General features: G+C 68.4%; 20 protein-coding genes. 14 read left to right on the top strand and 6 right to left on the bottom strand.

All coding sequences use genetic code 11. From position 1 onward, the window contains the following. The first annotated feature begins 16 nt into the window (after positions 1 to 16). Complete coding sequence (locus ABZU46_RS17570) at positions 17 to 343, top strand: hypothetical protein (RefSeq protein ID WP_354858878.1); 327 nt, start codon at positions 17 to 19, stop codon at positions 341 to 343. Positions 344 to 726: 383 nt separating this feature from the next. Here ABZU46_RS17570 and ABZU46_RS17565 read toward each other — a convergent pair whose 3' ends face one another. Genes ABZU46_RS17565 through ABZU46_RS17550 form a run of 4 tightly spaced genes read right to left on the bottom strand, consistent with a single transcriptional unit; the run spans position 727 to position 4,525 of the window. After that, positions 727 to 1,395 (bottom strand): GNAT family N-acetyltransferase, encoded by a 669-nt coding sequence (locus ABZU46_RS17565; protein ID WP_354858875.1) that lies wholly within the window; start codon positions 1,393 to 1,395, stop codon positions 727 to 729. 28 nt (positions 1,396 to 1,423) lie between these two features. Next, entirely contained in the window at positions 1,424 to 2,098 is a 675-nt protein-coding gene (locus ABZU46_RS17560) for a GPP34 family phosphoprotein (protein WP_354858872.1), read from the bottom strand. 10 nt (positions 2,099 to 2,108) lie between these two features. Further along, positions 2,109 to 3,122, bottom strand: a complete 1,014-nt coding sequence (locus tag ABZU46_RS17555) for an acetamidase/formamidase family protein (protein ID WP_354858870.1) — start codon at positions 3,120 to 3,122, stop codon at positions 2,109 to 2,111. Next, positions 3,119 to 4,525, bottom strand: coding sequence for an APC family permease (locus ABZU46_RS17550; RefSeq protein WP_354858868.1), 1,407 nt, complete (start codon positions 4,523 to 4,525; stop codon positions 3,119 to 3,121). Before ABZU46_RS17550 ends, ABZU46_RS17555 begins: the two co-directional genes overlap by 4 nt. Before the next feature lie 364 nt (positions 4,526 to 4,889). Here ABZU46_RS17550 and ABZU46_RS17545 point away from each other — a divergent pair, with 364 nt between their 5' ends. Beyond that, entirely contained in the window at positions 4,890 to 5,825 is a 936-nt protein-coding gene (locus ABZU46_RS17545) for a hypothetical protein (protein ID WP_354858866.1), read from the top strand. Beyond that, positions 5,816 to 6,724, top strand: coding sequence for a prolyl oligopeptidase family serine peptidase (locus ABZU46_RS17540; protein WP_354858863.1), 909 nt, complete (start codon positions 5,816 to 5,818; stop codon positions 6,722 to 6,724). Before ABZU46_RS17545 ends, ABZU46_RS17540 begins: the two co-directional genes overlap by 10 nt. Here ABZU46_RS17540 and ABZU46_RS17535 read toward each other — a convergent pair. Beyond that, entirely contained in the window at positions 6,700 to 8,076 is a 1,377-nt protein-coding gene (locus ABZU46_RS17535; protein WP_354858914.1) for a helix-turn-helix transcriptional regulator, read from the bottom strand. The two genes, ABZU46_RS17540 and ABZU46_RS17535, sit on opposite strands and share 25 nt — an antisense overlap. 535 nt (positions 8,077 to 8,611) lie before the next feature. Here ABZU46_RS17535 and ABZU46_RS17530 point away from each other — a divergent pair. From ABZU46_RS17530 to ABZU46_RS17490, 9 genes are all read left to right on the top strand, one after another. Next, complete coding sequence (locus ABZU46_RS17530; protein WP_354858861.1) at positions 8,612 to 9,046, top strand: NUDIX domain-containing protein; 435 nt, start codon at positions 8,612 to 8,614, stop codon at positions 9,044 to 9,046. A gap of 37 nt (positions 9,047 to 9,083) precedes the next feature. Continuing rightward, the gene (locus tag ABZU46_RS17525; protein ID WP_354858859.1) at positions 9,084 to 10,985 is read left to right on the top strand and encodes a radical SAM protein; all 1,902 of its coding nucleotides are present in this window, start codon (positions 9,084 to 9,086) and stop codon (positions 10,983 to 10,985) included. Beyond that, on the top strand, positions 10,961 to 11,584 hold the full coding sequence (locus ABZU46_RS17520) for a hypothetical protein (RefSeq protein ID WP_354858856.1): 624 nt from the start codon (positions 10,961 to 10,963) through the stop codon (positions 11,582 to 11,584). The genes ABZU46_RS17525 and ABZU46_RS17520 overlap by 25 nt, the downstream gene beginning before the upstream one ends. Beyond that, on the top strand, positions 11,581 to 12,309 hold the full coding sequence (locus tag ABZU46_RS17515; RefSeq protein ID WP_354858853.1) for a hypothetical protein: 729 nt from the start codon (positions 11,581 to 11,583) through the stop codon (positions 12,307 to 12,309). Before ABZU46_RS17520 ends, ABZU46_RS17515 begins: the two co-directional genes overlap by 4 nt. A 9-nt stretch (positions 12,310 to 12,318) precedes the next feature. Beyond that, on the top strand, positions 12,319 to 12,954 hold the full coding sequence (locus tag ABZU46_RS17510; protein ID WP_354858851.1) for a hypothetical protein: 636 nt from the start codon (positions 12,319 to 12,321) through the stop codon (positions 12,952 to 12,954). Between the two features lie 11 nt (positions 12,955 to 12,965). Next, positions 12,966 to 13,856, top strand: coding sequence for a protein kinase (locus ABZU46_RS17505; protein ID WP_354858848.1), 891 nt, complete (start codon positions 12,966 to 12,968; stop codon positions 13,854 to 13,856). Between the two features lie 111 nt (positions 13,857 to 13,967). After that, positions 13,968 to 14,132: a hypothetical protein gene (locus ABZU46_RS17500; RefSeq protein WP_354858845.1), complete on the top strand. Its 165-nt coding sequence runs from the start codon at positions 13,968 to 13,970 to the stop codon at positions 14,130 to 14,132. Positions 14,133 to 14,235: 103 nt separating this feature from the next. Then, positions 14,236 to 15,159 carry an HEXXH motif-containing putative peptide modification protein gene (locus ABZU46_RS17495; RefSeq protein ID WP_354858842.1) on the top strand — a complete coding sequence of 308 codons (924 nt, stop codon included), beginning with the start codon at positions 14,236 to 14,238 and terminating at the stop codon, positions 15,157 to 15,159. Next, a complete protein-coding gene (locus tag ABZU46_RS17490; RefSeq protein WP_354858840.1) occupies positions 15,156 to 16,544 on the top strand; it encodes a serine hydrolase domain-containing protein in 1,389 nt (462 codons plus the stop codon). The genes ABZU46_RS17495 and ABZU46_RS17490 overlap by 4 nt, the downstream gene beginning before the upstream one ends. A 31-nt stretch (positions 16,545 to 16,575) precedes the next feature. Here the strand turns inward: ABZU46_RS17490 and ABZU46_RS17485 are convergent, their stop codons facing one another. Next, positions 16,576 to 18,156, bottom strand: a complete 1,581-nt coding sequence (locus ABZU46_RS17485) for a hypothetical protein (protein ID WP_354858838.1) — start codon at positions 18,154 to 18,156, stop codon at positions 16,576 to 16,578. 385 nt (positions 18,157 to 18,541) lie between these two features. Here ABZU46_RS17485 and ABZU46_RS17480 point away from each other — a divergent pair, with 385 nt between their 5' ends. Further along, positions 18,542 to 19,417 carry a replication-relaxation family protein gene (locus ABZU46_RS17480; protein ID WP_354858837.1) on the top strand — a complete coding sequence of 292 codons (876 nt, stop codon included), beginning with the start codon at positions 18,542 to 18,544 and terminating at the stop codon, positions 19,415 to 19,417. 408 nt (positions 19,418 to 19,825) lie between these two features. Then, positions 19,826 to 20,074 (top strand): hypothetical protein, encoded by a 249-nt coding sequence (locus ABZU46_RS17475; RefSeq protein WP_354858836.1) that lies wholly within the window; start codon positions 19,826 to 19,828, stop codon positions 20,072 to 20,074. The last annotated feature ends 155 nt before the right edge of the window (positions 20,075 to 20,229 follow it).

Genomic DNA, 20,229 nt, shown 5'->3' with positions numbered 1-20,229 from the left:
ATCGGCGAGGGCAGGCGTGGCGTGTTTCTGCCGGGGCGAAGGCGACGCGCCAGGTGAAGCGCAGGTCGGCGGCGGTGTGCCCGGCGGTGATGCGGGCGAGGACCCGGCTGGCGTGCGCGGCGGCGAGGTTGGCGCTCTTGGGGTGGCCGGTGGCGGTGATGATGGCGGGTGTGTGGCGCAGGATCGCACGACCGACGGTGTCAGCGACAGCGGCGGCGTCGAGTCCGCGCGGCCGGCAGTTTCCCGGGCATTGGTAGACGAGCCGGTCGCCGTCAGGAGTGCTCGTCATGGGTTGTTCGCAGGTGCGGCAGAGCAGAAGTTCGGCTGGCAGAACAACCCGTGACGGGTCTTCGACCGGCTGGGCCTCGGGCAGCGGGGCGGGTGGGGCGGCGCTGGTGGTTCGGGTCCTGCTGACCCACTCCTGCACGAGACGCCGGTCGAGGTTCAGCTCGCGGGCGACCGCGGAGATCGGACCACGGTGCCCGTTGTCCCGTGCGGCGGCCACCCGTTGGACCGTGGCGTCGATGAAGCCGTGAGAGTACTTGCGGGGGTGGGCCATCGGCTCGACGTTCCTCGGACAGCTCGTTGATGCTCGGACGTGGGTGGCGTTGACCGCTTGGCCGGCGTGGCGGGAAGGCCCGGCCACGGCGACAGGCGTCGACAGCCGCGGTCAGCTCGGGCGAAATGCGGGCGTCATGCGCCGCGGCATCTCCTGCCGCTGAAACCTCAACGTCGTGCCGCTGAGGGGGCGGCGCTTGTCTGATCGGCTGCGGCGGGGCGGGCCCGGTTGGTGGGCGAGGTGTCGGAATTGCGGTCGGGATCGCGGCGCATCGGGCACAGCGTCGGCCCGTCGGGCAGCCTGATCGGTGGTCGTGGGGTGTAGCCGTGGCGGGTGTACAGGGTGTGGGCGTCGGTGGTGGTGTCGGTCCAGGAGGGCAGGTCGATGCGGTCGAGTCGGCTGCGGTGGTGGGTGAGTATCGCCGTGGCCCGCCCCGCGCCTCGGGCGTCGGGGTGTACGGCGAGGAACGCCAGGTGGTAATGCGGCTCGGTGGGCCGAGGCTCGGCCAGCAGGGTGTCGAGCTGGTCGAAACGGTCGGCGTGCGGACCGGCAGCGTCGAGCAGCCTGCTGCGGTAGTTGGCCGGTGGTGGGATGGGCCGGTAGCGGTGAAAGCCGACGGTGGCGGCGGTCAGGTCGTCGGTGACGTGGCTGTCGCCGTAGAACATGGCGTGTTCCACCCAGATCGCGAGGACATCGGTCAGTACCCGGCGCCGCCCGGCCGGGTCGGGTACGAGCCACGCGGCGAGCGGGGTCGGATGCAGGGCAGTGGCGATCAGCGCGGCGACGGGATCTTTGTCTGCCCAGCGGGCGGCGCGGATGCGCATGTCGGTGTCCATCGATTCGGTCTCCTTGTCCCTCGGGTGGCTAGCGGTAGGCGGCGGTGGCGAGGTCACCGACTGCGGCGTCGACGGCCGTGGTTATGTCTCGTACCTGCCGGTGGTGCTGTTCGGCGATGGCCCGCAGTTGAGCGGTGAGGGCGGCGGTGTCCTCGTCGAGGTAGAGGTGTTCGGTCAGGCCCAGGACGGCGACGAGCCCGGCGAGGGCGGCGGTGTGGTTGTCGGGTTGGTCCCGACCGACGGCGAGGTAACGCAGCCGAGCCCGGGCGACGACCGCCCATTTGGTGTCGGTGGCGAGGTAGCGGTCGCCGCGGGCCAGGCCGCCAAGGCGGCGATGCGTGGTGTGGCGCAGGATGCCGCCGGCGTGTAGGCCGGCGCGGGTGCGTTCGTACAGGTCGTCGGCGAACCAGGTCAGCCATCCCCGCAGGGGTGGGGCGGGGTTGGCGTAGCGGACGGAGGCGATGGCGGTGTCGGCGATCAAGTCGCCGACGGGTCGGTCCAGGTGCAACCACAGCCGCTGGTGCCCGCCCGGGCGGGCGTCGTCGAGGGCGATCCGTCCGGCGAGGAACAGGTCGATCAGGACCGCGCCGGCCATGCCGAGGGCGAGGGCCTGGCGGTGGACGTGAGGTTGGCCGGTGTCATCGTTATGGCCGAGCAGGAACAGCTCGTCGCGCAGCGGCAGTTGAGGAGTCGACGCGGTCATCGCCGGCTCCCTATCGCAGCCCGGCGGCGCGCTGCCGCAACCGGGCATGGACCCTGCCGTAGGCGGCGGTTGGGGCCGGGAGCAGCGTCTTGTCGACGGCGGCGAGGACCGTGTAATTCGGGTCGCACACATTCCCGATCGGCGCCCGTCCCGCCTGCGACATCAGCTGGTAGGCGTCGAGTTCATCCAGGCCGGTCAGCGTGCTCGTCCAACCGACCAGATCGCGCTGGGCGATCCGGTAGGCGTCCTCCAGGGGGCGGGCGCAGCCGACCGACATGATCTCCCGGTCGGTCTCCAGCCGGGGCCACACGGTGCTGGTCCCTTTGATGATCTCGATGATCATTGTGGTGGTCGTGGCGATCTCCACCCCGACCCCGCAGGCTTCGCCCTCGCCCTGGCGGGCGTGCCCGTCGCCGAGGGCGAGCATCGCCCCATGCACGTTCACCCCCAGGTAGAGGGTGCTCCCGGCGCGCAGCTCGGGGGTGTCAAGGTTGCCACCATGGGCGTCGGGGACGATCGTGGAGCGGGCCTCGAACCCGCCCGGGGCGACGCCGATCGTGCCGATCATCGGGTCCAGGGGCAGGTCGACGCTGTGGTCACTGCCTGTCGCGTGGAAGCGGACCGTCCCGGCCTGCCGGTCGATGTCGTAAACCCACACGCGCTCTTCGAGTGGCGGCTGCAGGGTGGCGGTGTGCGAGGTCGAGGTGAGCGCCCCGAAGTGCGGGAACGTCGACGAGACGCCCCAGTCCCGGGCGGGTTCGATGGTGGCGAGGTGGATCGCGAGGGTGTCGCCTGGCTCGGCGTCCTCGACGAAGAACGGCCCCGACACGGGGTTCAGGTACGGCATCCGGCACACCCGCGACGGCAAGTCCGCCGGTCCGCGCACGAGACCGCCGAAGCAGTCCTCAGTGAACACCCGCAGCACGTCGCCGGAGCGGATATGGGCCACCGGCATCCGGCCGCCAAAGGTGTAGGCCAACTCATCGCGAGCCGGACGGTAAGTAATCGTGTCCATGCCAGTCACACCCTCTCCACGTCACGGGCCTGCGGCTGCGCGGGTGCCAGACCCGACAGCGCGGGACGGCGGCCGGACAGGTACAGGCCGGCGAGCACGACCACCCCGAGGGCGAGCCACGCCAGGCCGAGGCGCTGCGCGGCGATGTTCGCATTGACCACGACATAGGCGAGGATCGCGAACCCGACGCCAGGCATGACCAGGTGCGCCCACCAGTTGCTACTGCGCCGGCGGATGAGGTGGTGCACGACCACGGAGACGTGCAGGACCAGGAACGCGACCATCGCCCCAAAGTTGATCAGCGACGACAGCACCGTGATCCCGTCCGCCCGCGTCGCCATGTACAGGCCGAGCACCAGGGACACGCCGCCGGTGAGCAGAGTCGCGTTGATCGGCACGTTCCGACGGATCGACACCTTCGCCAAGAAGGCGGGCAACTGCCGGTCCCGGGCCATCGCATACAGCAGGCGTGAGGTGGCGACCTGCGCGACCATCGAGTTCGGAAGGCCCCACGCGATCGCCGTCGCCACCGCGCACAGGGTGGCCAGCCAGCCGCCGCCGGCTGCGGCTGCGGCGTCGTAGAAGGCGGTCCCGTTCGGGTCGCCCTCCGCGAGAAGACCGGCGGGGTCCGGGACGAGCATCGCGGCCAGCCAGGTCTGCGCGATGAACAGCACGCCGGCCAGGATGAGCACGGCAGCCATGGCTCGGCCGATCTGCCGGGAACCGCCCTTGGTCTCCTCGGCCAGCATCGAGATGCCGTCGAAGCCGAGGAAGGACAGCACCGCGATCGACACCGCTCCGGCCACGAGGGACCAGGTGAACGTGTCGGAGTTGTAGAAGGCGTCCCAGCTGAACCGGCCCTTGCCAGAGGCAAGAGCCCAACCGGCGACAGCGAGGAAGACTGCCAGGACGATCAGCTCACCGACGAGCATCACCCGGGTCACCATCGCGGTCATCCGGATCCCGACCGAGTTGACGACCGTGTTGACCGCGACGAAGCCGAGCAACCACAACCAGACCGGCACCGCAGGCACGGTGGAGTGCATCGCCACCGACGCCACCAGATACAACAGCCCCGGCACCAGCACGTAGTCGAGCAGGATCACCCAGCCGGCCAGGAACCCGACCGGCGCACTGATACCCCGGCCCGCGTAGTTGTAGACGCTGCCCGACATCGGAAACGCCTTGACCATCTGCGCATATGAGAACGCGGTGAACACCAACGCCACCACGCCGATGGCGTACGCGAGAGCCACCATCCCACCGGAGCCGGCATAGACGCTGCCGAAGATCGCCATCGGCGCGATCGGCACCATGTACACCAACCCGTACGCGACCAGGTCCCGAAACCGAAGCCTCCGGGCCAACTCCTGGCGGTAGCCGTAGCGCGTCAATTCATCTTGTAGCTGCATCGCACCCTTCCGAAAGGCTCGTGTCGGCGGCGGCGAAACGTCCCAATGTTGGGGCCGCGCGTGAATTGCTTCACGCTCCGAATGGTCGCTCGATTCGAATGGCGTGGTCGATACCGGAAATGCGGACAAAGGATGTTGTCCGCATCGAATTTGTCGCTCCCGAACGCGAGTGGCTGGCGGCAGTTCGAACCGTGCCGTCCAGCAACAGGGACAAAGGCTTGCGCGTAGAGTCGGCCTTGTTTGAGGAGCACTCGCGCCGGCGGCGGCACGACCACTTCTGCCGCGCCGTCGCCAGCGCCCGGAGGCCCGTCGACGAAGGCTCGCTGGCGCCCAGTCGCGCAAGGAAGTTGTTCGAGGAGGACCTGTGAGGCTGGCGGACAGGATCGCTGCGATCTCGACGGAGGACGCGGTTCGCGCCTCAGTGAGCTACGACCAGCTGCGCGCCGGGGATGGCGCGCTGTACTGGTTGGAGACTCGACCCGAAGCCGGCGGGGTCGCGACGGTGACGTGTTGGCGACCCGGCGAGGGTGCGCGAGACGTCAGTCCGAAGGGCTTCGACGTCACCAGCGGCGTTCACGCGTACGGAGGCGGGGCGTTCGCTGTCACTGACGGGACGCTGTGGTGCGTCGGCGGAGACGGCCTTTACCGGAGCCGTCTTCACGACGATGAACTCGAGTTGGTCAGCCTGGGATCCTTCGGCGACCTGACGATCGGCGACGGCGAGTTACTGGCTGTGCGGGAGTCAGAGCATGGTGACGACCTCATCGCGGTGCCGCTCACCGGCGTCCCGGACATACGGGCTCTCGCATCATCCCGGGGATTTTTCGGCGCACCTCGGCCGGGTCCAGGCATGTTGGCCTGGACCACTTGGAGCGAGCGCGACATGCCCTGGGATGGGTGTGAGATATGGGTCGCCTCCTACTCGCCGCGTGGCCAGGTCGGGAACCCGGTAAAGCTCGCTGGCGGTTCGGAAGAGTCGGCGGTGGAGCCGAGGTGGGGACCCGACGGGGCGTTGTACTTCGTGACAGACCGCAGCGGCTGGTGGAACCTTTACCGGTGGGACGGCCACCAGGTGAAGCCGGTGGCACCGATCGCAGGTGAGTGCGCCGCAGAGCCGTGGGAGCTGGGCTACGCGTCGTACGACTTCCTTGACGACGGCCGGATCGTCGTGGCGGTGCAGGACGGGCCGCGCGGCACCGCCTCGTCGTCATCGACCCTGACGGCACTGTTCTTCCGGTCGACCTTCCCTATACGTCCATCAAGCCCTATCTGGCCGTTCAAGGAACGACGGTGGCGTTGATCGGGGCGTCGCCGACCGCCGCCCCACAGGTCGCGCTCGTGCATCTCACGGCCGCCGATCCTCAGGTGGAGGTGCTTGCCCGCTCGGAGCACGCCAAACTCGACGGGGCGCAAGTGTCGAAGCCGACGGAACTGCGGGTTAATGTCGCGGGTGATCGAGAGGTAGTTGCCCTGGTGTATCCGCCGACGGCCTCTGCAGCAGACTGGCGGGCACCGGTGATCGTGAGGGCACACCCGGGGCCAACCGCCTCGTGCCTTCTGCGTCTGGACTGGCAGGCGCAGTTCTTCACCAGTCGGGGGTTCGCCGTCGTGGACGTCGACTATCTCGGCAGCACCGGGTACGGCCGGGTCTTCCGGGAAGCGCTGTACGGCCGGTGGGGCCTCGACGACGTTGATGACTGCGCGGCGGTGGCGGACCATCTGCTCGCAACAGGACGAGCCGTGCCGGGCCAAGTCTTCATCCGCGGAGCCAGCGCCGGCGGATACACAGCCTTGCACGCGGTGGCGCAGAACGGTCCATTCGCCGCCGCCACCGCCGTATCAGCGATCGTGGATCCCGACCGTTGGGTGGAATCCGTGCCTCGGTTTCAGCGCGCGCACGCCAGACGGCTGCGAGGCGGTGCCGGGCGGGTCGATGCCGCAACCGTTCAGCGGCCGGTGCTGCTCGTTCACGGCACCGCCGATGACGTGGCGGTGGTCGAGGATGTGCGAGAGCTCGCAGAACAACTGACAGCTCACGGCGTGCCCCACGACATGCTGCTCCTTCCCGACGTCGGCCACTACGTGGCGACCTCCGCCCGGGCCGGCACGGCGCTGGAAGCGGAACTCGCGCACTACCGTCTCGTGATGACGGCTGCGGCTGCCGAGTGCGGGGACTACACGGCGGCCAGCGGTAGCTGAGAACGCACATACTCGCCGAACTCACGGACCTCCGACTCGTACCGGTAGGGCTCAAGGTCGGCTTGCACCTCAACGATGCGCTCCAAGCAGCGGTGCGAAGTGGTCCGCGCGGCGTGATCCACCGCCACTCGGGCGGCGGCGCAGGCTTCGTCGATGCGGCCAGCGGCAGCCAACGACGAGGCCAGGAGCGCGGTGTCGATGGCCAGTCGGCGGACATGTGTGGGACTCAGCGCGGCAAGGGCATCGCCCAGGTGCCGTTGGGTCTGCTGCGGCCGGCCCAGATCATGGAAACAGTGGGCAAGCTCGTCGGCGAGATAGGCCGGATCGAAGTACTGGATCCACAGCGGCTCGTCCTCGGCCCTGCTGCGAGTCAGTTGCCGCTCTGCGATGTCGAGGTGGACCAAGCAGTCGCTTTCCCGTCCGAGGCGGGCGTACGTCCGCGCCACCACGGCGTGTAGGGCGGCTTCCACGGCGGGCGTCACCTGAGTCTCACTACCCCTCACCGCCGTGAGCGCCATCCGCAGCGCCGGCTCGGGATGGCCGCAGTGCAGCGCCAGGTGGCCGATGTTCACGGCGAGCAGGTAGCTGCCGTAGAGGCGGTCGTCGGCGGCCTGCGTCAGCCGCAGAGCGCGCAAATAGCGGCGCTGCGCAAGACCGTGGGCACCGGTGTCGACTGCCTGATACCCACACAGTTCGAAGAAGCCCGCCGCCAGCCTGTACAGGCGCCGACCGATCGCTTCCGAGACGGGGGTGTTTGCCAGCAATCGGTTTAGCTCGCCTTCGACGTACCGCTGCACCTGGGCATGGACACGTCCGGCACCGTGGGTGTGGTCCAGCTGACGGAACATCGCCAGAGCGGTCTCAGCGGAGCTGAGGTCCTCCTCGCGAACCTGATCAGGTGAACCGGGCCGGCCGGCCGCAGACAGTCGGGGTCCCGCAGCAGCGTTCAGCCAGTCCAGAGCGGCGCGATCGAGGACACCTGGCTGGAACGGAACCCGAACAACCATGTCGGCCAATCCCGAGGTCTCAGCCGACTGACTGGAGAGCAGGGTGATGACGCCCGTCGGCGCCGTCGCTAGCTTGCCCGCGTTGACCCGATTCTTCTCGAGCAGCGGTAGCAGGCGCATCAAGGCGCCACCGGTCGTCAGCGCCTTGTCGCATGCCTCGACGAAGTCCCGCGAGGGGAACCGGTCCGCCGTCTCGACTCGACGCACAAGGTCGGCACTGAATCGGATCATGGTACCCAGCCGCGCCTGCGAAAAGCCGGCGTGCTCCCGCAGCCGACGCAACTCAGCACCGAAGAAGTGGCGCTCAGACATGGACGGTTGAAGCGCCCGCGGGGTCTGGCCCATGACACCGCCTTTCAGACTGCCCACTTCGAGATGGCATTGAGCAGCGTGGACATCGCGCACATAGGGTCACTCACCGTTCAGCGCGGCGCAACCAGGAACGACGAAAGGGTGTCAATCCGAACCGGCTCACCGGGCGAGCGCCATGCGGACAACCACTCCGTCCGCATGCTCGGTGGTCACGACCGCGGCCCGAAGGGCGAGGGTGTGGAGGACGAGATACCGACCTCTCGTCAATCCGCTCCGGATCTTGAGAAAACCACGGAGGTGGTGATGAAGCACGAAACGAGGCCATCCTCCGTGGTCGTGACGGGTGCTGGGATTGGGATAGAGCCCGCAGCTCGGGCATCAGGCGATGAGCCCAGTGCAACGCCCCTGCTGATGCACCACTTGGCTCCTCGTGACGTTCGGTCACCGGACCTAGACTCAAGGTCGTTTGCCCAGCGGTCGGCGGGCGCCGCTCAATACCGCATGCGGTTCCGTTGATACCCGTGGGCCTGCGAGCTTCTGAAGTCAACGAATGAAAAGGGGTTCTCCCATGCCGGAGCGGATCACCAAGGAAAAGGTTCTCTGCTACGTCGTACGTGACGGCAAACTGCTGGTCTTCCGGCACACCGATTACAGCTACGAGGAAGTCGGCATCCAGGTTCCGGCCGGCAGCGTCCGCGCCGGCGAGACGCCGGAGGCGGCGGCGCTACGCGAGGCCCGCGAGGAGACCGGCCTGAAGGACTTCAAAGTCGTGCGGAAGCTCGGCGAGGCCGAGTACGACATCAGCCCATACCGGTTCGAGCTCCAGCGCCGCCACGTATTCCACCTGGAACTGACCGAGCCGACGTCGGAGCGGTGGATGAGCCAGGAGGACCACGACGGGGAGCAGGAGCCGACGCACTTCGAATGCTTCTGGATTCCGCTGGAGGCCGCCCACATCCTCCAGTCCGGCCAGGGCGCCCTGCTGGGACGCCTCTACGACTGATCCCCGCCCGGTTCGGCCCACGCCTGGGAGGCAGCCGATGCACGCCACCACCGATCAGCACGACCCGATGGCCCACCTGTACCGCGGCCTCGACGTCGAAGACGCCGACAGTGCCGTTTCGGTGATCCTCAAGCTACGGGGTGAGACCTGCGACATCGACTGCCTGTACTGCTACGAGAAACGCAAGGAGGTCCCGGGGGGAGCCCGGATCGACGCGAGTCAAGTGCGTCGACTCACCGAGCTCTTCTCGGGGCGTCCGCTCGCCGTGGAACTGCATGGCGGCGAGCCGCTGACGGCCGGACGCGACCACGTCGCCGAGGTACTGCGTGAACTCGCGTCCCAGCCCAGCGTGGTGCGGGTGTCGATGCAAACCAACGGCGTGTTGCTCAATGAGCAGTGGCTGGATTTGATCGATGCCCTGTACCCGCGCCTTCAGATCGGCATCTCCCTCGACGGAGACGAGGCGGGCAACGCCTGGCGGGTTGGATACGACGGCCGGCCTGTCTACCCCCGCGTGGCCACCGCCCTGCGGCTGCTGGCTGAGCGCGGGCGAAAGGTGGGCGTGATCGCCGCGGTCACTCCGACCGTGCTCGGCCGTGCCGAGGCCGTCCTGGACCACCTCGCCGGCTTCGAGGCGGTCAACGCCGTCAGCTTCGTGCCCTGCTTTGATGCCTCCGTTCAAGGCCCTACCGCTGCCCAAGGGCAGCGCCTTACCGCGAGCCGGCTCCTTCAACGCGCGGCTCTGCGCGGCCCGCAAGGGCCCGGGTGGGCGACCACCCCGGACCAGTACGCCGAGTTCGTACTCACCGCCACCGTTCGCTGGATCGGCGCTGGCCACTTCGCCCGGCTGAAACTGGAACCGTCCGTATCCACCATCCGCCGGCTGCGCGGGCTGGACACCGGCTTCTGCCACTTCTCCAACCTGAAGTGCGACCACGTCTTCACGCTCTATCCGGACGGACGACTCGGCAGTTGCGACGAACTGCCATGGCCGCAGGCCCAGCTCACCCTCTTGGACCAGCCTTTCGAGCAGAAGGCGGTCGTCGCGGCTCAGCGGCGGCTGCCGCTGCTGAACCAGGGCAAGGCCCTGATGGAGCGGTGCACCACCTGCGAGTACCGGTCAACGTGCGGCGGCGGCTGCGTGGCCACCCGCTGGCGTCAGGACCAGGACGGCGACCAGGACGCCTACTGCGACTACCGGATGCGGATGATCGACGGCATCGCTGCACTCCTCGCCCAGCCCGCCGACCCGGCAGGCGCCTGGTGCCGCAGGGTGCGCCCGCGCCCCCGTACTCCGAACAGCATGCGTGACGTCGCCTCCTTCCTCGCCCGCTGGGACCACGCCGACGCGAACCGTCCGCGTATGCGGCTGCGCACCAGCTCGCACGGCAACATAAACACCGTCGGCCTGCCCGGCGTGCACGAGGCCGACGACCTCGATCCGGCCCACCCGCAGTGGCGAGAAGCGATCGAGCCCGGCGTTCGCCCTCTGGTTGACGCTGTCACCCAGGACTGGCGCATGATCACATACGACAGCTGCCAGGGACATCCCTATCCGGGGCTTGACCTGCCGCCCGCCGAGCGCCGGGTCGGCATCCTTCCACGCAACCGAACCGAGTACGCGCGAACCGCTGCTGCCCTATGCCGCGCCGTCACCGCTGTGACTACCGACCTGCCCGCCACGGTGCTGGTGGCCATCGGACGGGCGGAGCTGACGTGCGAGACCACCGGACGGACGAGCCCCGTACTCGACTTGGCTCTGCGCCCGCGTCCCGGGCACGGCTGGCCGGCGTACTTCGACGCCGTTGACGTCGCCACCCGTGCCGTCGCCGACGTGCTGCGCGGCGAGCGACCAACCGAGGACGGCTGCCGCTGCCCAGCGCCTCAGAGCGCTCCGATCGATGAGGAGGCGGCATGGGTAGCGTCGCAGCCTCGCTGACGATCCATCAGTTGCTGGGGCGGATCGTGTACTTCCACGCCCTGTTCATCGAGCCCTCGCTCCTTCCCAGCGCCCCGCGCCGGCCTGGTCCGGTGTGCTGCAACCATGGCCCGGAACCGGACCGCGGCACCATCGGCGAGTTGTTGACGGACTCCGCCTGGGCGGCTCTCGTCGAGGTCGCCACAACCCTCCCCGCCCACGATCACCAGTGCCCGAAGGCCAAAGACGCGTGCTGTGCCACCTGCCGCGTTGTGGCCGCCGCCGCAGCGGTCGGGGCTGGATGGGCACTTACCGAGCACCGCAGCTACCAGCGGGCTGAGCCTGCCGAAACGCTCCTGCGGTCCTGCGAACTGGCAACGGCAGCACGGCTGGGGCGGGCCTTCGCCACACAGCACGCGGCCCGATGCCCGGCACTGGACCGGCTGACCGAGTCAGAGGCGCTGCCCGGCGCGGAGGAACTGCCGCTGACGGGAGAACTGCTGGCCCTATGGGCCAGCCCGATCACTGACGTCCACCACCCTGTGGCCAATTGGCTCAATCACTGCACTGGCCTGGACGACGTCCGCCGGGTGCTCGAAACGAGGAGGACCGACTCGTGATCCACATCGCCGAGACCGTCGCGGTCGGCAGCGTCGAGGGATTCGTCGACACCGAGGAGCGAGACCAACTCGCCGCCACGATGAACGACTTCCTCAGCGACGAGGCCCGGCTCCGCTTCGGCGCGAGGCGGGCCACCTCGATCCATGAGATCCCCGGTCGCTCCAACGAGCAGGCCATGGCCGTCTACGAGCCGGCCGGACGGATCGAGGTCCCACAGATCCCGGACAGAGCCGAGGCCATGCTTCAGCAGGCCTTCGACCGCGCCCGCCCCGCTCTGTCCCGCGTCATGCCGTCGATCACGACTTGTCGGCCGTGGACCTACGTCGAGTACGGCCCCGGCCAGCACATCACCGGCCACCTCGACGGCATCGCCCCCGACCCGCGGGCTTGGCCGCGACAAATCGCCGGCATCAGCGTCGTGATCCGTGAGGCCGAGGTCGGCGGCGCGTTCTACGTCGAAAGCACGTCTAGCGACCGCCTGTGGAACACCCGCCTAGACCACGACGCCCAGGAACAGGGCTACGCGGGCGGTATGTGGCTGGCCCACGACGGCGCCGACCACTCCGCCGACTGGTATGCGGCCATGCCCCGAACCCGATGGAGCGTGAGCCCCGCCCCTGGCACCGCCCTGCTCTACGGCTCCCAGCTCACCCACGGCACCGAACCTGTCACCGCCGGCCGCGTCGCGAAGTTCATCAGCTGGCTGATCGCCGAAAAGAATTAGGAGCGAGGCATGCTGCTGGCCTTGGAGGGAATCGCTGGAGCCGGGAAGAGCACGCTACGCGACCGGATCCTGGCCAACGCCGCTTGCGAGGACGTTCACCTCGGGCATATCGGCCAGTTCTCCTGGCTGTCGCTGGAAGCTACCCGCTCCATCATCAGCCTGCGGGCTGGCCGTCCGGCAGCAAACGGCGTGCGGATCTTGGCCGCGGTCCGCCACGACCTGGAACTCCATGCCCGCCATAACCTCGTCCCCGCCCTGTCCCTCGGACCGGTCATCGCTGACCGGCTCACCTTGTCGACCGCCTGCCTGATCGCCCTGCTTCACGACCGTCCTGTCGCCCACTACGTTCAGCAGCTCGCCGAGGTCACGGCCGCACGGGCGGACCTGATCGTCCTGCTCACCACCGAGCCCGCGCTGTGCCATGCCCGGCTGTCCAGGCGGCCTACAACGCGTCGCTTCGGGGAGGACCGCCAGACCGCCGCTCGGTATGCCGACCTGTACGAGCAGGCGGTCAACGCATGGACCGAGGCAACCGGCCTGCCCGTGCTGCGCCACCCGTGCGCCACCAAAACCGACCTCGACCGGCTGGCCGCCACCTGCCTGGACCGGCTGCGCCACTCCGCACCGGCTGCGGCGCGATCATGAGGAGGCAGCCCATGCACCTGCACCCGATGCACCCCGCCGCCTGGGTCGTTGACCAGCTTCGCTACGCCGGCTGGCACGTCCACGACCTCCTCTGCTTCACCCGCGCCAGCACCCTGGTGCTCGCCAGCCGCAACGGGACGCCTCCGGTGGTTCTCAAGGCCGGCTTCGGCAGCAACCACGTCCTGGCCGAGCTCGACGAGGCCACCCGCAAGGCCGCCTACGGCTTCTACTGGTACGCGGAGATGACCGAGGCCGAAAGGGCCTTGACCCGTGAGGACTTCCGCCACGAGATCGCCGTAACCCGCGTCGCCCAGAGCGCCGAGCACGTCGTGCCGCTGCTGGAGCAGGGCAGCACCGACCGGTTCGACTGGTACACGATGCCCCACTGCGTCGGCGGCAACTTCCGGCCCCACCTCGCCGCCAACCTCAGCCGAGACGACACGACGGCCGGGCTAAGCATCTTGGCCGACGTCGCCGAGGGTCTGCGCACCCTGCACGAACGCGGGATCGTGCACCGCGACGTCTACCAGGAGAACATCCTTATCCACGACGGCAACGGACTGATCACCGACCTTGGCGCCGCGCGTCGCACCGAAACCCCGCGCGGCCCCACCGCTCGGGGCCCGGAGGTGCACTGGCCCCCGGAGTACGCCACCTCCTACGACCGCGCCACCCCAGCCGCTGATGCCTTCAGCCTCGGAGTCCTGACCTACCGCTACCTGTGCGCCGACATCCCCCGCCACGGCCCCTCCCGGCTGCACACCGCGCCCGCCGGACTCCGCCCGATCATCACTGCGGCGCTCGCCCCGGCACCCGAGGACCGGCCCGCCATGAGAGAGCTGCGCGATGCCCTGCGCCAAGCGGCCACCACCGCCGCCACGCCGGCCCAGCGCAGCAGCTGACCCACCATCAACCGGAAGGAGACGGGGTGCCCACCGCCCGCTCGCCGCCGCAGGAATCGGCTCCAAAAGGTGCACGACCTAGACCCCTTTTCGGAAAGGACGAGCGCACTCATGGACAACGACCGGATCAGCGACTTCCTCGCCGCAGTGGACGACCTTCGCGGCGACGACGAGACCGTCCGCAGCACCCGTCACACCTCCAGCGTCTCGGCCGAGGGCTGGCCGACCGCTGAGGCCCCGGCGAGCACCGCGGCAACCGACGGCACCGACGCCTGAACGCCCCGCACCTCACCGGCGGCACGCCGTCGGTAAGTACCTCCTGGGGCCGGACCCTCACGGGGCCGGCCCCAGGCCCAGCCCGTCGGAAGGACCCGCTCCCGTGGACGCGCCCACCATCTCCTTCTCGTTCGCCCCCATCCAGGCCCACCACCGCGACCGCACTCGCCGGATACGCGCCGTCCTCAAGCCCGCCGTCCAGCCGACCGCCAACATCCCCGACTTTTCGGGGTCGGACGCCTTCGACTACTGCCTGGCCCACCACGTCCTCGAAGGCGCCGAGGCCGCCGCCCGCTCCCGCGAGACCGCCACCTTCAACTGGTATGGCGCCCACCCGGACGCGAACGCCTCAGCGCTATCGACCCCCACCGCCGTCGGTCCGCGCATCGTCCTCGCCCCCGAACTTGACAGCCTGCCCCGCTCGGAGATCTCCGAGACCCCTTACTACGTACTGGGCCCGGACACCACCGCTGCCCCGCCGGGCCTGCGGGACCTGGCCGCCACCGCGTACGCCACCGGCGCGAAGAACGGTTTCGCTGACCTTCTCGCCGGCCACGCAGTCGTCGTCTGCCTGCTGCGCCACAAGCAGCTCGGCGACACCCTCGACAGCTGGACCATCACCCGGCTGCCCGGCACCATCTACTGCGACCACGTCAACGAGCCCGTCGTCCTGACTCGCGACCTGATCCACGAGGCGGGCCACAACTGGCTCAACGACGCCCTTGGCGCCACCGCCTGCAAGATCAGCGACGATGTCAGGTTCTACTCCCCCTGGAAGAAGACGAACAGGCCCGCCTTCGGCTTCCTGCACGCCTGCTTCGCCTTTCCTCTCACCATGATCTACACCGCTCGGGTCCTGCCCGGAACCAGCGGCGACCTGTACCGATTCCTGACCGCCTACTTGGAGCAGCAGCGCGGACTGCTTGCCACCACCGCCGCCGACCACGACCGAGCACTCACCCTGATCAATGACCCCACCTTGCGGGAACGCCTGCGCTCTGTCCACCGCGAAGCTCTCAGTCTGTGAACTCCACCGACACCTCGGTTCCCGCTACCGAGACCGCCCTCGCGGTCCGGCTGGGCGAGCCCGGCGTCATCCTGCGCGTCGGCCAGGCCGGCCATCCGACGGCGCAGGCGCACACCGGATTGGCCAGTCTCGAACTCGCCGCGCCTATCGGGGAGAACACCGCCTTCAACATCGGCTCCGTCGCCAAACAGATCACCGCGTACCTGTGCATCCGCGCCGCCCGCGACCGCCTCCTCACCTTTGACCGGCCCGTCGGCGACATCCTGCCCCGCTTCCGCATCCCCGACGTCACCATCGGCGACCTCATCAACCACCAGGGCGGCATCCGGGACGCCGAATCCCTCCTGTCCCTGGCCGGCTTCCGCGAACTCGACCACTACACCGACGCCGACCTGCTTCAACTCGCCTACCGCCAGCGACACCGAGCTGTCGAGCCGGGCCGCTTCCTCTACAGCAACACCGGTTATCTCCTCCTCGCTGAAGTCCTCACGCACGCGTATAGGGCGGGACTCCACGAGATCGCGGACCGGCACGTCTTCACCCCGCTCGGCATGACCTCGGCCCGCTTCAAGGCTGATCCACGCGAGGTGATCCCCGGCGCCGCCGCCAGCTACCAGGCCGTCGCCAGCGGATGGCAGCACCAACAGCGCCCCGTCACCCTGCCCGGCCCCGGCTCCCTGTGGTGCACCGCCGCTGACCTGGACAGATGGCTCACCCACCTCTGGCACGAATGGCACCCCTCGGTCGACGATGCGCTCCCGTTCGACCAGCACCTCGGCTATCAGCCCAGCGACCATGCGCCGTTCACATACGGTCCCGGGCTGTACGCCGATCCTCGCCCCGGCCGTACCGCCGTTTTCCACTACGGCCACGAACAGGGGTTCTCCGCAGCCGTCCATCTCACCAACTCAGGGCTCCGCGTTATCTGCCTGTCAAACCACGCCGGAATCGCCGCCGACTACGTGCTCGCTGCGGCCCTCGCCGACCCCACCCACGAATCTGGCGCTGATCCGGGCGGACTGCTGTCTCGCGCGTTGGGAAGCCTTCCTGCGCACGAGACCACCACCTCCACGGGCAGCGCCGACACCGAGGCAACACACACCTCGCTCGGCACGTACGTCTGCGACGAGGTTCCCGGCACCGTACGCCTGACCCGCAGTGCAGGCTCGCTGTACTTGTGGCGTCGGGGAACCCTCAACCATCTCACCTGCAATGGGTCCACGTACGCCGCGGACGGCTACACGCTCACACTCGACACCTCTTCGACGGCGAATGAGGTTATGCCGACGCCGAACGGCTTCGTTCTTGATCTCGACCGCGCACCAGGGCTGCGCTATCAACGACGTTCCGACCGACCGATGGCCACCCAACACAACGTCACGTGAGTATTGGGCCACCTGCCGTTACGGGTAGTGGCTATTTGCGCCACCAGGTGGCTCGTCCGCGCATGCCGTGATGCCAGATATCGGCTTGGAGTCGGGCGTTCTCGATGGCCTGCTGGTCACGTTCGGAGCGGTATTCACGGCGGGGCTCAGTGGGGCTCCAATCGCCGATGAAAGGCCGTAGGTCGCCGGGCTTGGGTTCGATGTCGAAGCCGATCCCGGAAAGAGCCCGATCTCCTTGAGTGGGGTCGAGACGGTCAGCGGCGGCTCTCGCCCAGTTAATCCATCGGTTGCGGTTCTCCGACTCGGCCGGCTCGTCGGGCGCGGTTTGCTCGAGAGCTTCGCAGAAGGCGCGGATCTCGTTGGCGGAGGTCCAGGAGTCGTAGGCCCGCCGGAACGCCTTCTTGCGGAGGAGTTCGGCGGCCTGAGGGCGGGCGTCGGCGAGCGCCGCCTGCCAGCGGCGACGCTCTTCGGCCTCCTGCCGCTTCATCTCGGCGACGCGTTCGTCGTGAGCTCGCTGGGCGGCCAGTTTCGCTTCCTCATCGGCGGCGATGCCGGCTTCGACGTCCCGGATGATGCGGGGAAGGCGCTTCTCCAAGGGGGTGCGCTTGTCGTCGGTCCAGGTGTCCTTCTCGTCCCAGCCGGTGCGGGCGATCTCTATCCGCAGCCGGCCGGAGGCGACCCGGTCGGTCTTGGGGAGCACCATCCACCGATTGCGCCGCAGTTGTCGGGCCTCCTCCTCGGTGGGGACGTGGGGGATGTCGTCGTACTCCTCGATCAGCCTGACCTTGCGACGGGTCTTGTCGATTTGAAGGTAGACCGACGGGGTCTTGGTCTTGGTATTCACACCGACCCGATGGCCTCGCCGTCGGGCTTCGGCGGCGAGGCCGCGGATCAGGTCCAGCGCCCGGGGGACGGATGCTCTCGTGACTTCCAGCCCGGCGGGGTTCTTTTCGAGGGCGGCGAACACGAGGTCAGGGTCGGTGGTGACGCGGCGGGTGTTGAGTCGGATCCGGTTCCAGTCCGTCTCGTCCGGGTCGTCGTCGTTGGACAGGCGGATGATGAGGTCTCCGGCGGCGCGTCCGGTGTGCTTGAGGTGGAACCCGGCGGGTACGAGGCCGTGCTGCTTGGCGGCATGAATGACCCGCCGATACCGGGCGCGTTCCCCGGGGTCGGGGCTGTCGACTCGCACGGTCCCATCCTCGGCTCGAAGACGTTCCAAGAGTTGTCTGGCTTGCTCGACCGTCGAGGCGGCTGGGGAACGCGTCGAGCCGGATGTCGTGGTCGTCTCGCCGGCTCGCGGCTGCGCTGGGGCTGTCTTACCTTGCGTGGCGGTAACGGCAGCCCGAACGCGCTGGCGGGGTGCCGTCCTGCTGCCCGAGAGGCGGTCCGGGTGGTCGGGGTGGATGCCATTGTCGAGGTAGAAGCGGCCGGCCTCGGTGATCTGAGCCCGCCACACACCGCCTCGACGGCTGACGTCGACAAGCCGACGGGCCTGCAGCGCCCGGGCCGAGAGACGCTGGTCAACCCCGTCGGGGCCACTGAGGTCGTCCCCGTCACCGATCCGCCGCAGCAACAGTAATTGGTGTTCCTTCAGCGGGTCCCATTTCTGCACGCTCTCGACCTTCGACGGCCACGAGCTGATCCGCAAGCAACGACACCCGCCTTCCCGTAGACGCAGGCGGACTCAGACGCACGAAGCGGCATTACGCCACTTCCGCGACCTCAACATCCCTTCATCACTTTGGAGTACACCCTGTTCATGCATCGATTCTCATCGACGCCTACCGCATCCTCGATATCTTGCGTTGACAGCGGCGGGCTTGACCTCCCGTTGCGGGTCCCGCCGGGTCTCCTACTTGGCGTCCCGCTTCAGCAGGACCCCCGAACGGACCCTCTGGTATGGCTCACAGCCCAGGTCGGGGCGGCTGTCAGCACTGTCTGTCGTGCTGCGACAGACCCTCTGACTGGGTCTCTCCCCCTGGGGATGGTGGTGGCGTATGCCTGATCCGCTGCTTCGGGTGCAGGCCCAGCTCACCGATCGCGACCTCGTGCTGCTCGGCTGGCTGGCCGACCACGGGGTTCTCACCTCCTTCCAAATCGCCGAAGCCCTCTACCCGTCGATCGACTACGCCCAAGAGCGCCTGCGTGCCCTCATGAAGAAGTTGGGGGTGGTGGACCGGTTCCGGCCGCAGAAGCCCGACGGCGGCTCCTACCCGTTCCACTACGTCCTGGCGCAGCTCGGCGTTGAGGTCGTCGCCGCGCAGCGCGGCGACGACCTGCCGCGTAGGGATCAAGCCCGGCGCAGGCGGTGGCATCTGACGCGGCGGGCGAACCTGCCGCACCTGCTCGGGGTCAACGGCTTCTTCGCCGCCCTGGCCGGACACGCCCGTACCCATCCTGGCAGCGAGTTGGCGCGCTGGTGGCCAGCGGCCCGTTGCCAGCAGACGGGTGCCTTCGCCGAACCCGGCGACGACGTCTCGGCCCTCGCCTATACACCCAGTTCACGGCCGGATGGGCACGGCATTTGGATCGACGGCGACCGCAGGGTGCCGTTCTTCCTGGAGTACGACCTCGGCACCGAACGGCCGCTGTCCCGACTGGTCGACAAGATCGACGGCTACCGGGACCTCGCGCACGTCACCGGCCGGATCTGGCCGGTGCTGTTCTGGCTGCACTCCCCAGCACGCGAACGGCACCTGCACCAGGAACTCACCGCCGCCGGGGCCATGTATCCGGTGGCTACCGCCGTGCACGCCAAGGTCACCGGCATCAACCCGGCCGAAGCGGTGTGGTGGCTGCACCGCCACCACGGGGCGCCGATGCGCCTGGCCGACCTTCCCGCCGCCGACAGCCGCACCGACCGGGCCACCTGACCCATAGCGCCGAACCATCCCCGGTGACCGGACACGCGCCCACACGGGCGGCGACAAGGGCCGTCCAGCCGTTGGCCCGACGGCACCCGCAGCGGTAGGCGTGCACACCCTTCCCAGCAAGGGAGGGAGGGCGGACAGTACCTCTGGGCTCGCCGTGACAGCAAGCCTTTGAAACTGTCAGCCGCTCTCCGGCGGCCTCCGTGAGTATCCGTGAGTCGCTGACAGCCCGAATCGCTTCCCGGTGACAGCGCTCCGAGGTATCGTCCCCGCCCCTCGGGAGGTAAGGCGACCTGCCACGAGTCGGCTCTTCCGCATCAGTTGGATCGATCGCGCGATTCCGCGCAGGAAAGGAAACCGCATGAACGAAGGACTCCGACCCCCGCAGCTTCACACGCTTTTCGGAGGACCGTGGCCACCGCGCCGTATGACGACGAAAACGCCGTCCGGAGCTATCCTGACGAACCGCATCCTGGTACCGCCACCAATAACGGCGGTGCGACACACATCCCGACCAAGAAAAGAGAAACCACAATTCCGATGCGTATCGCACGCGTCGACACCATTCCCATGACCGCCGAAGACCTCGACAACGCCGCCGAAGCCCTCGCCGTCCTACTCAACCACTTCCGGCGCGAACACCCCAACCTCGCCGCCTGAACCCCCTCGCCCAACGCCGGTGGGCGGCCCACCCGCGCGGGGGCCCCCCCCCCGCCCGCCCCCCCCCAACACCCACCGAAGATAGGAAAAGCAAACCACTGAAAAACAATAAAAAAAAAAACCAAAGAGGATTGCCGTTTATTGTTGTTAAATTT

This window comes from Micromonospora sp. NPDC005197, from assembly GCF_040608295.1.
Lineage (GTDB): Bacteria > Actinomycetota > Actinomycetes > Mycobacteriales > Micromonosporaceae > Micromonospora.
The sequence above is the reverse complement of the archived record's forward strand: the minus strand, read 5'-3'. Positions and strand labels throughout refer to the sequence as shown.

Excerpts from the sequence above, each read along its gene's own strand:
- ABZU46_RS17530 (WP_354858861.1), top strand. The coding sequence starts at position 8,612 with ATGCCGGAGCGGATCACCAAGGAAAAGGTTCTCTGCTACGTCGTACGT.
- ABZU46_RS17525 (WP_354858859.1), top strand. The coding sequence starts at position 9,084 with ATGCACGCCACCACCGATCAGCACGACCCGATGGCCCACCTGTACCGC.
- ABZU46_RS17520 (WP_354858856.1), top strand. The coding sequence starts at position 10,961 with ATGGGTAGCGTCGCAGCCTCGCTGACGATCCATCAGTTGCTGGGGCGG.
- ABZU46_RS17505 (WP_354858848.1), top strand. The coding sequence starts at position 12,966 with ATGCACCTGCACCCGATGCACCCCGCCGCCTGGGTCGTTGACCAGCTT.
- ABZU46_RS17560 (WP_354858872.1), bottom strand. The coding sequence starts at position 2,098 with ATGACCGCGTCGACTCCTCAACTGCCGCTGCGCGACGAGCTGTTCCTG.
- ABZU46_RS17565 (WP_354858875.1), bottom strand. The coding sequence starts at position 1,395 with ATGGACACCGACATGCGCATCCGCGCCGCCCGCTGGGCAGACAAAGAT.
- ABZU46_RS17510 (WP_354858851.1), top strand. The coding sequence starts at position 12,319 with ATGCTGCTGGCCTTGGAGGGAATCGCTGGAGCCGGGAAGAGCACGCTA.
- ABZU46_RS17500 (WP_354858845.1), top strand. The coding sequence starts at position 13,968 with ATGGACAACGACCGGATCAGCGACTTCCTCGCCGCAGTGGACGACCTT.
- ABZU46_RS17535 (WP_354858914.1), bottom strand. The coding sequence starts at position 8,076 with ATGGGCCAGACCCCGCGGGCGCTTCAACCGTCCATGTCTGAGCGCCAC.
- ABZU46_RS17480 (WP_354858837.1), top strand. The coding sequence starts at position 18,542 with ATGCCTGATCCGCTGCTTCGGGTGCAGGCCCAGCTCACCGATCGCGAC.
- ABZU46_RS17550 (WP_354858868.1), bottom strand. The coding sequence starts at position 4,525 with ATGCAGCTACAAGATGAATTGACGCGCTACGGCTACCGCCAGGAGTTG.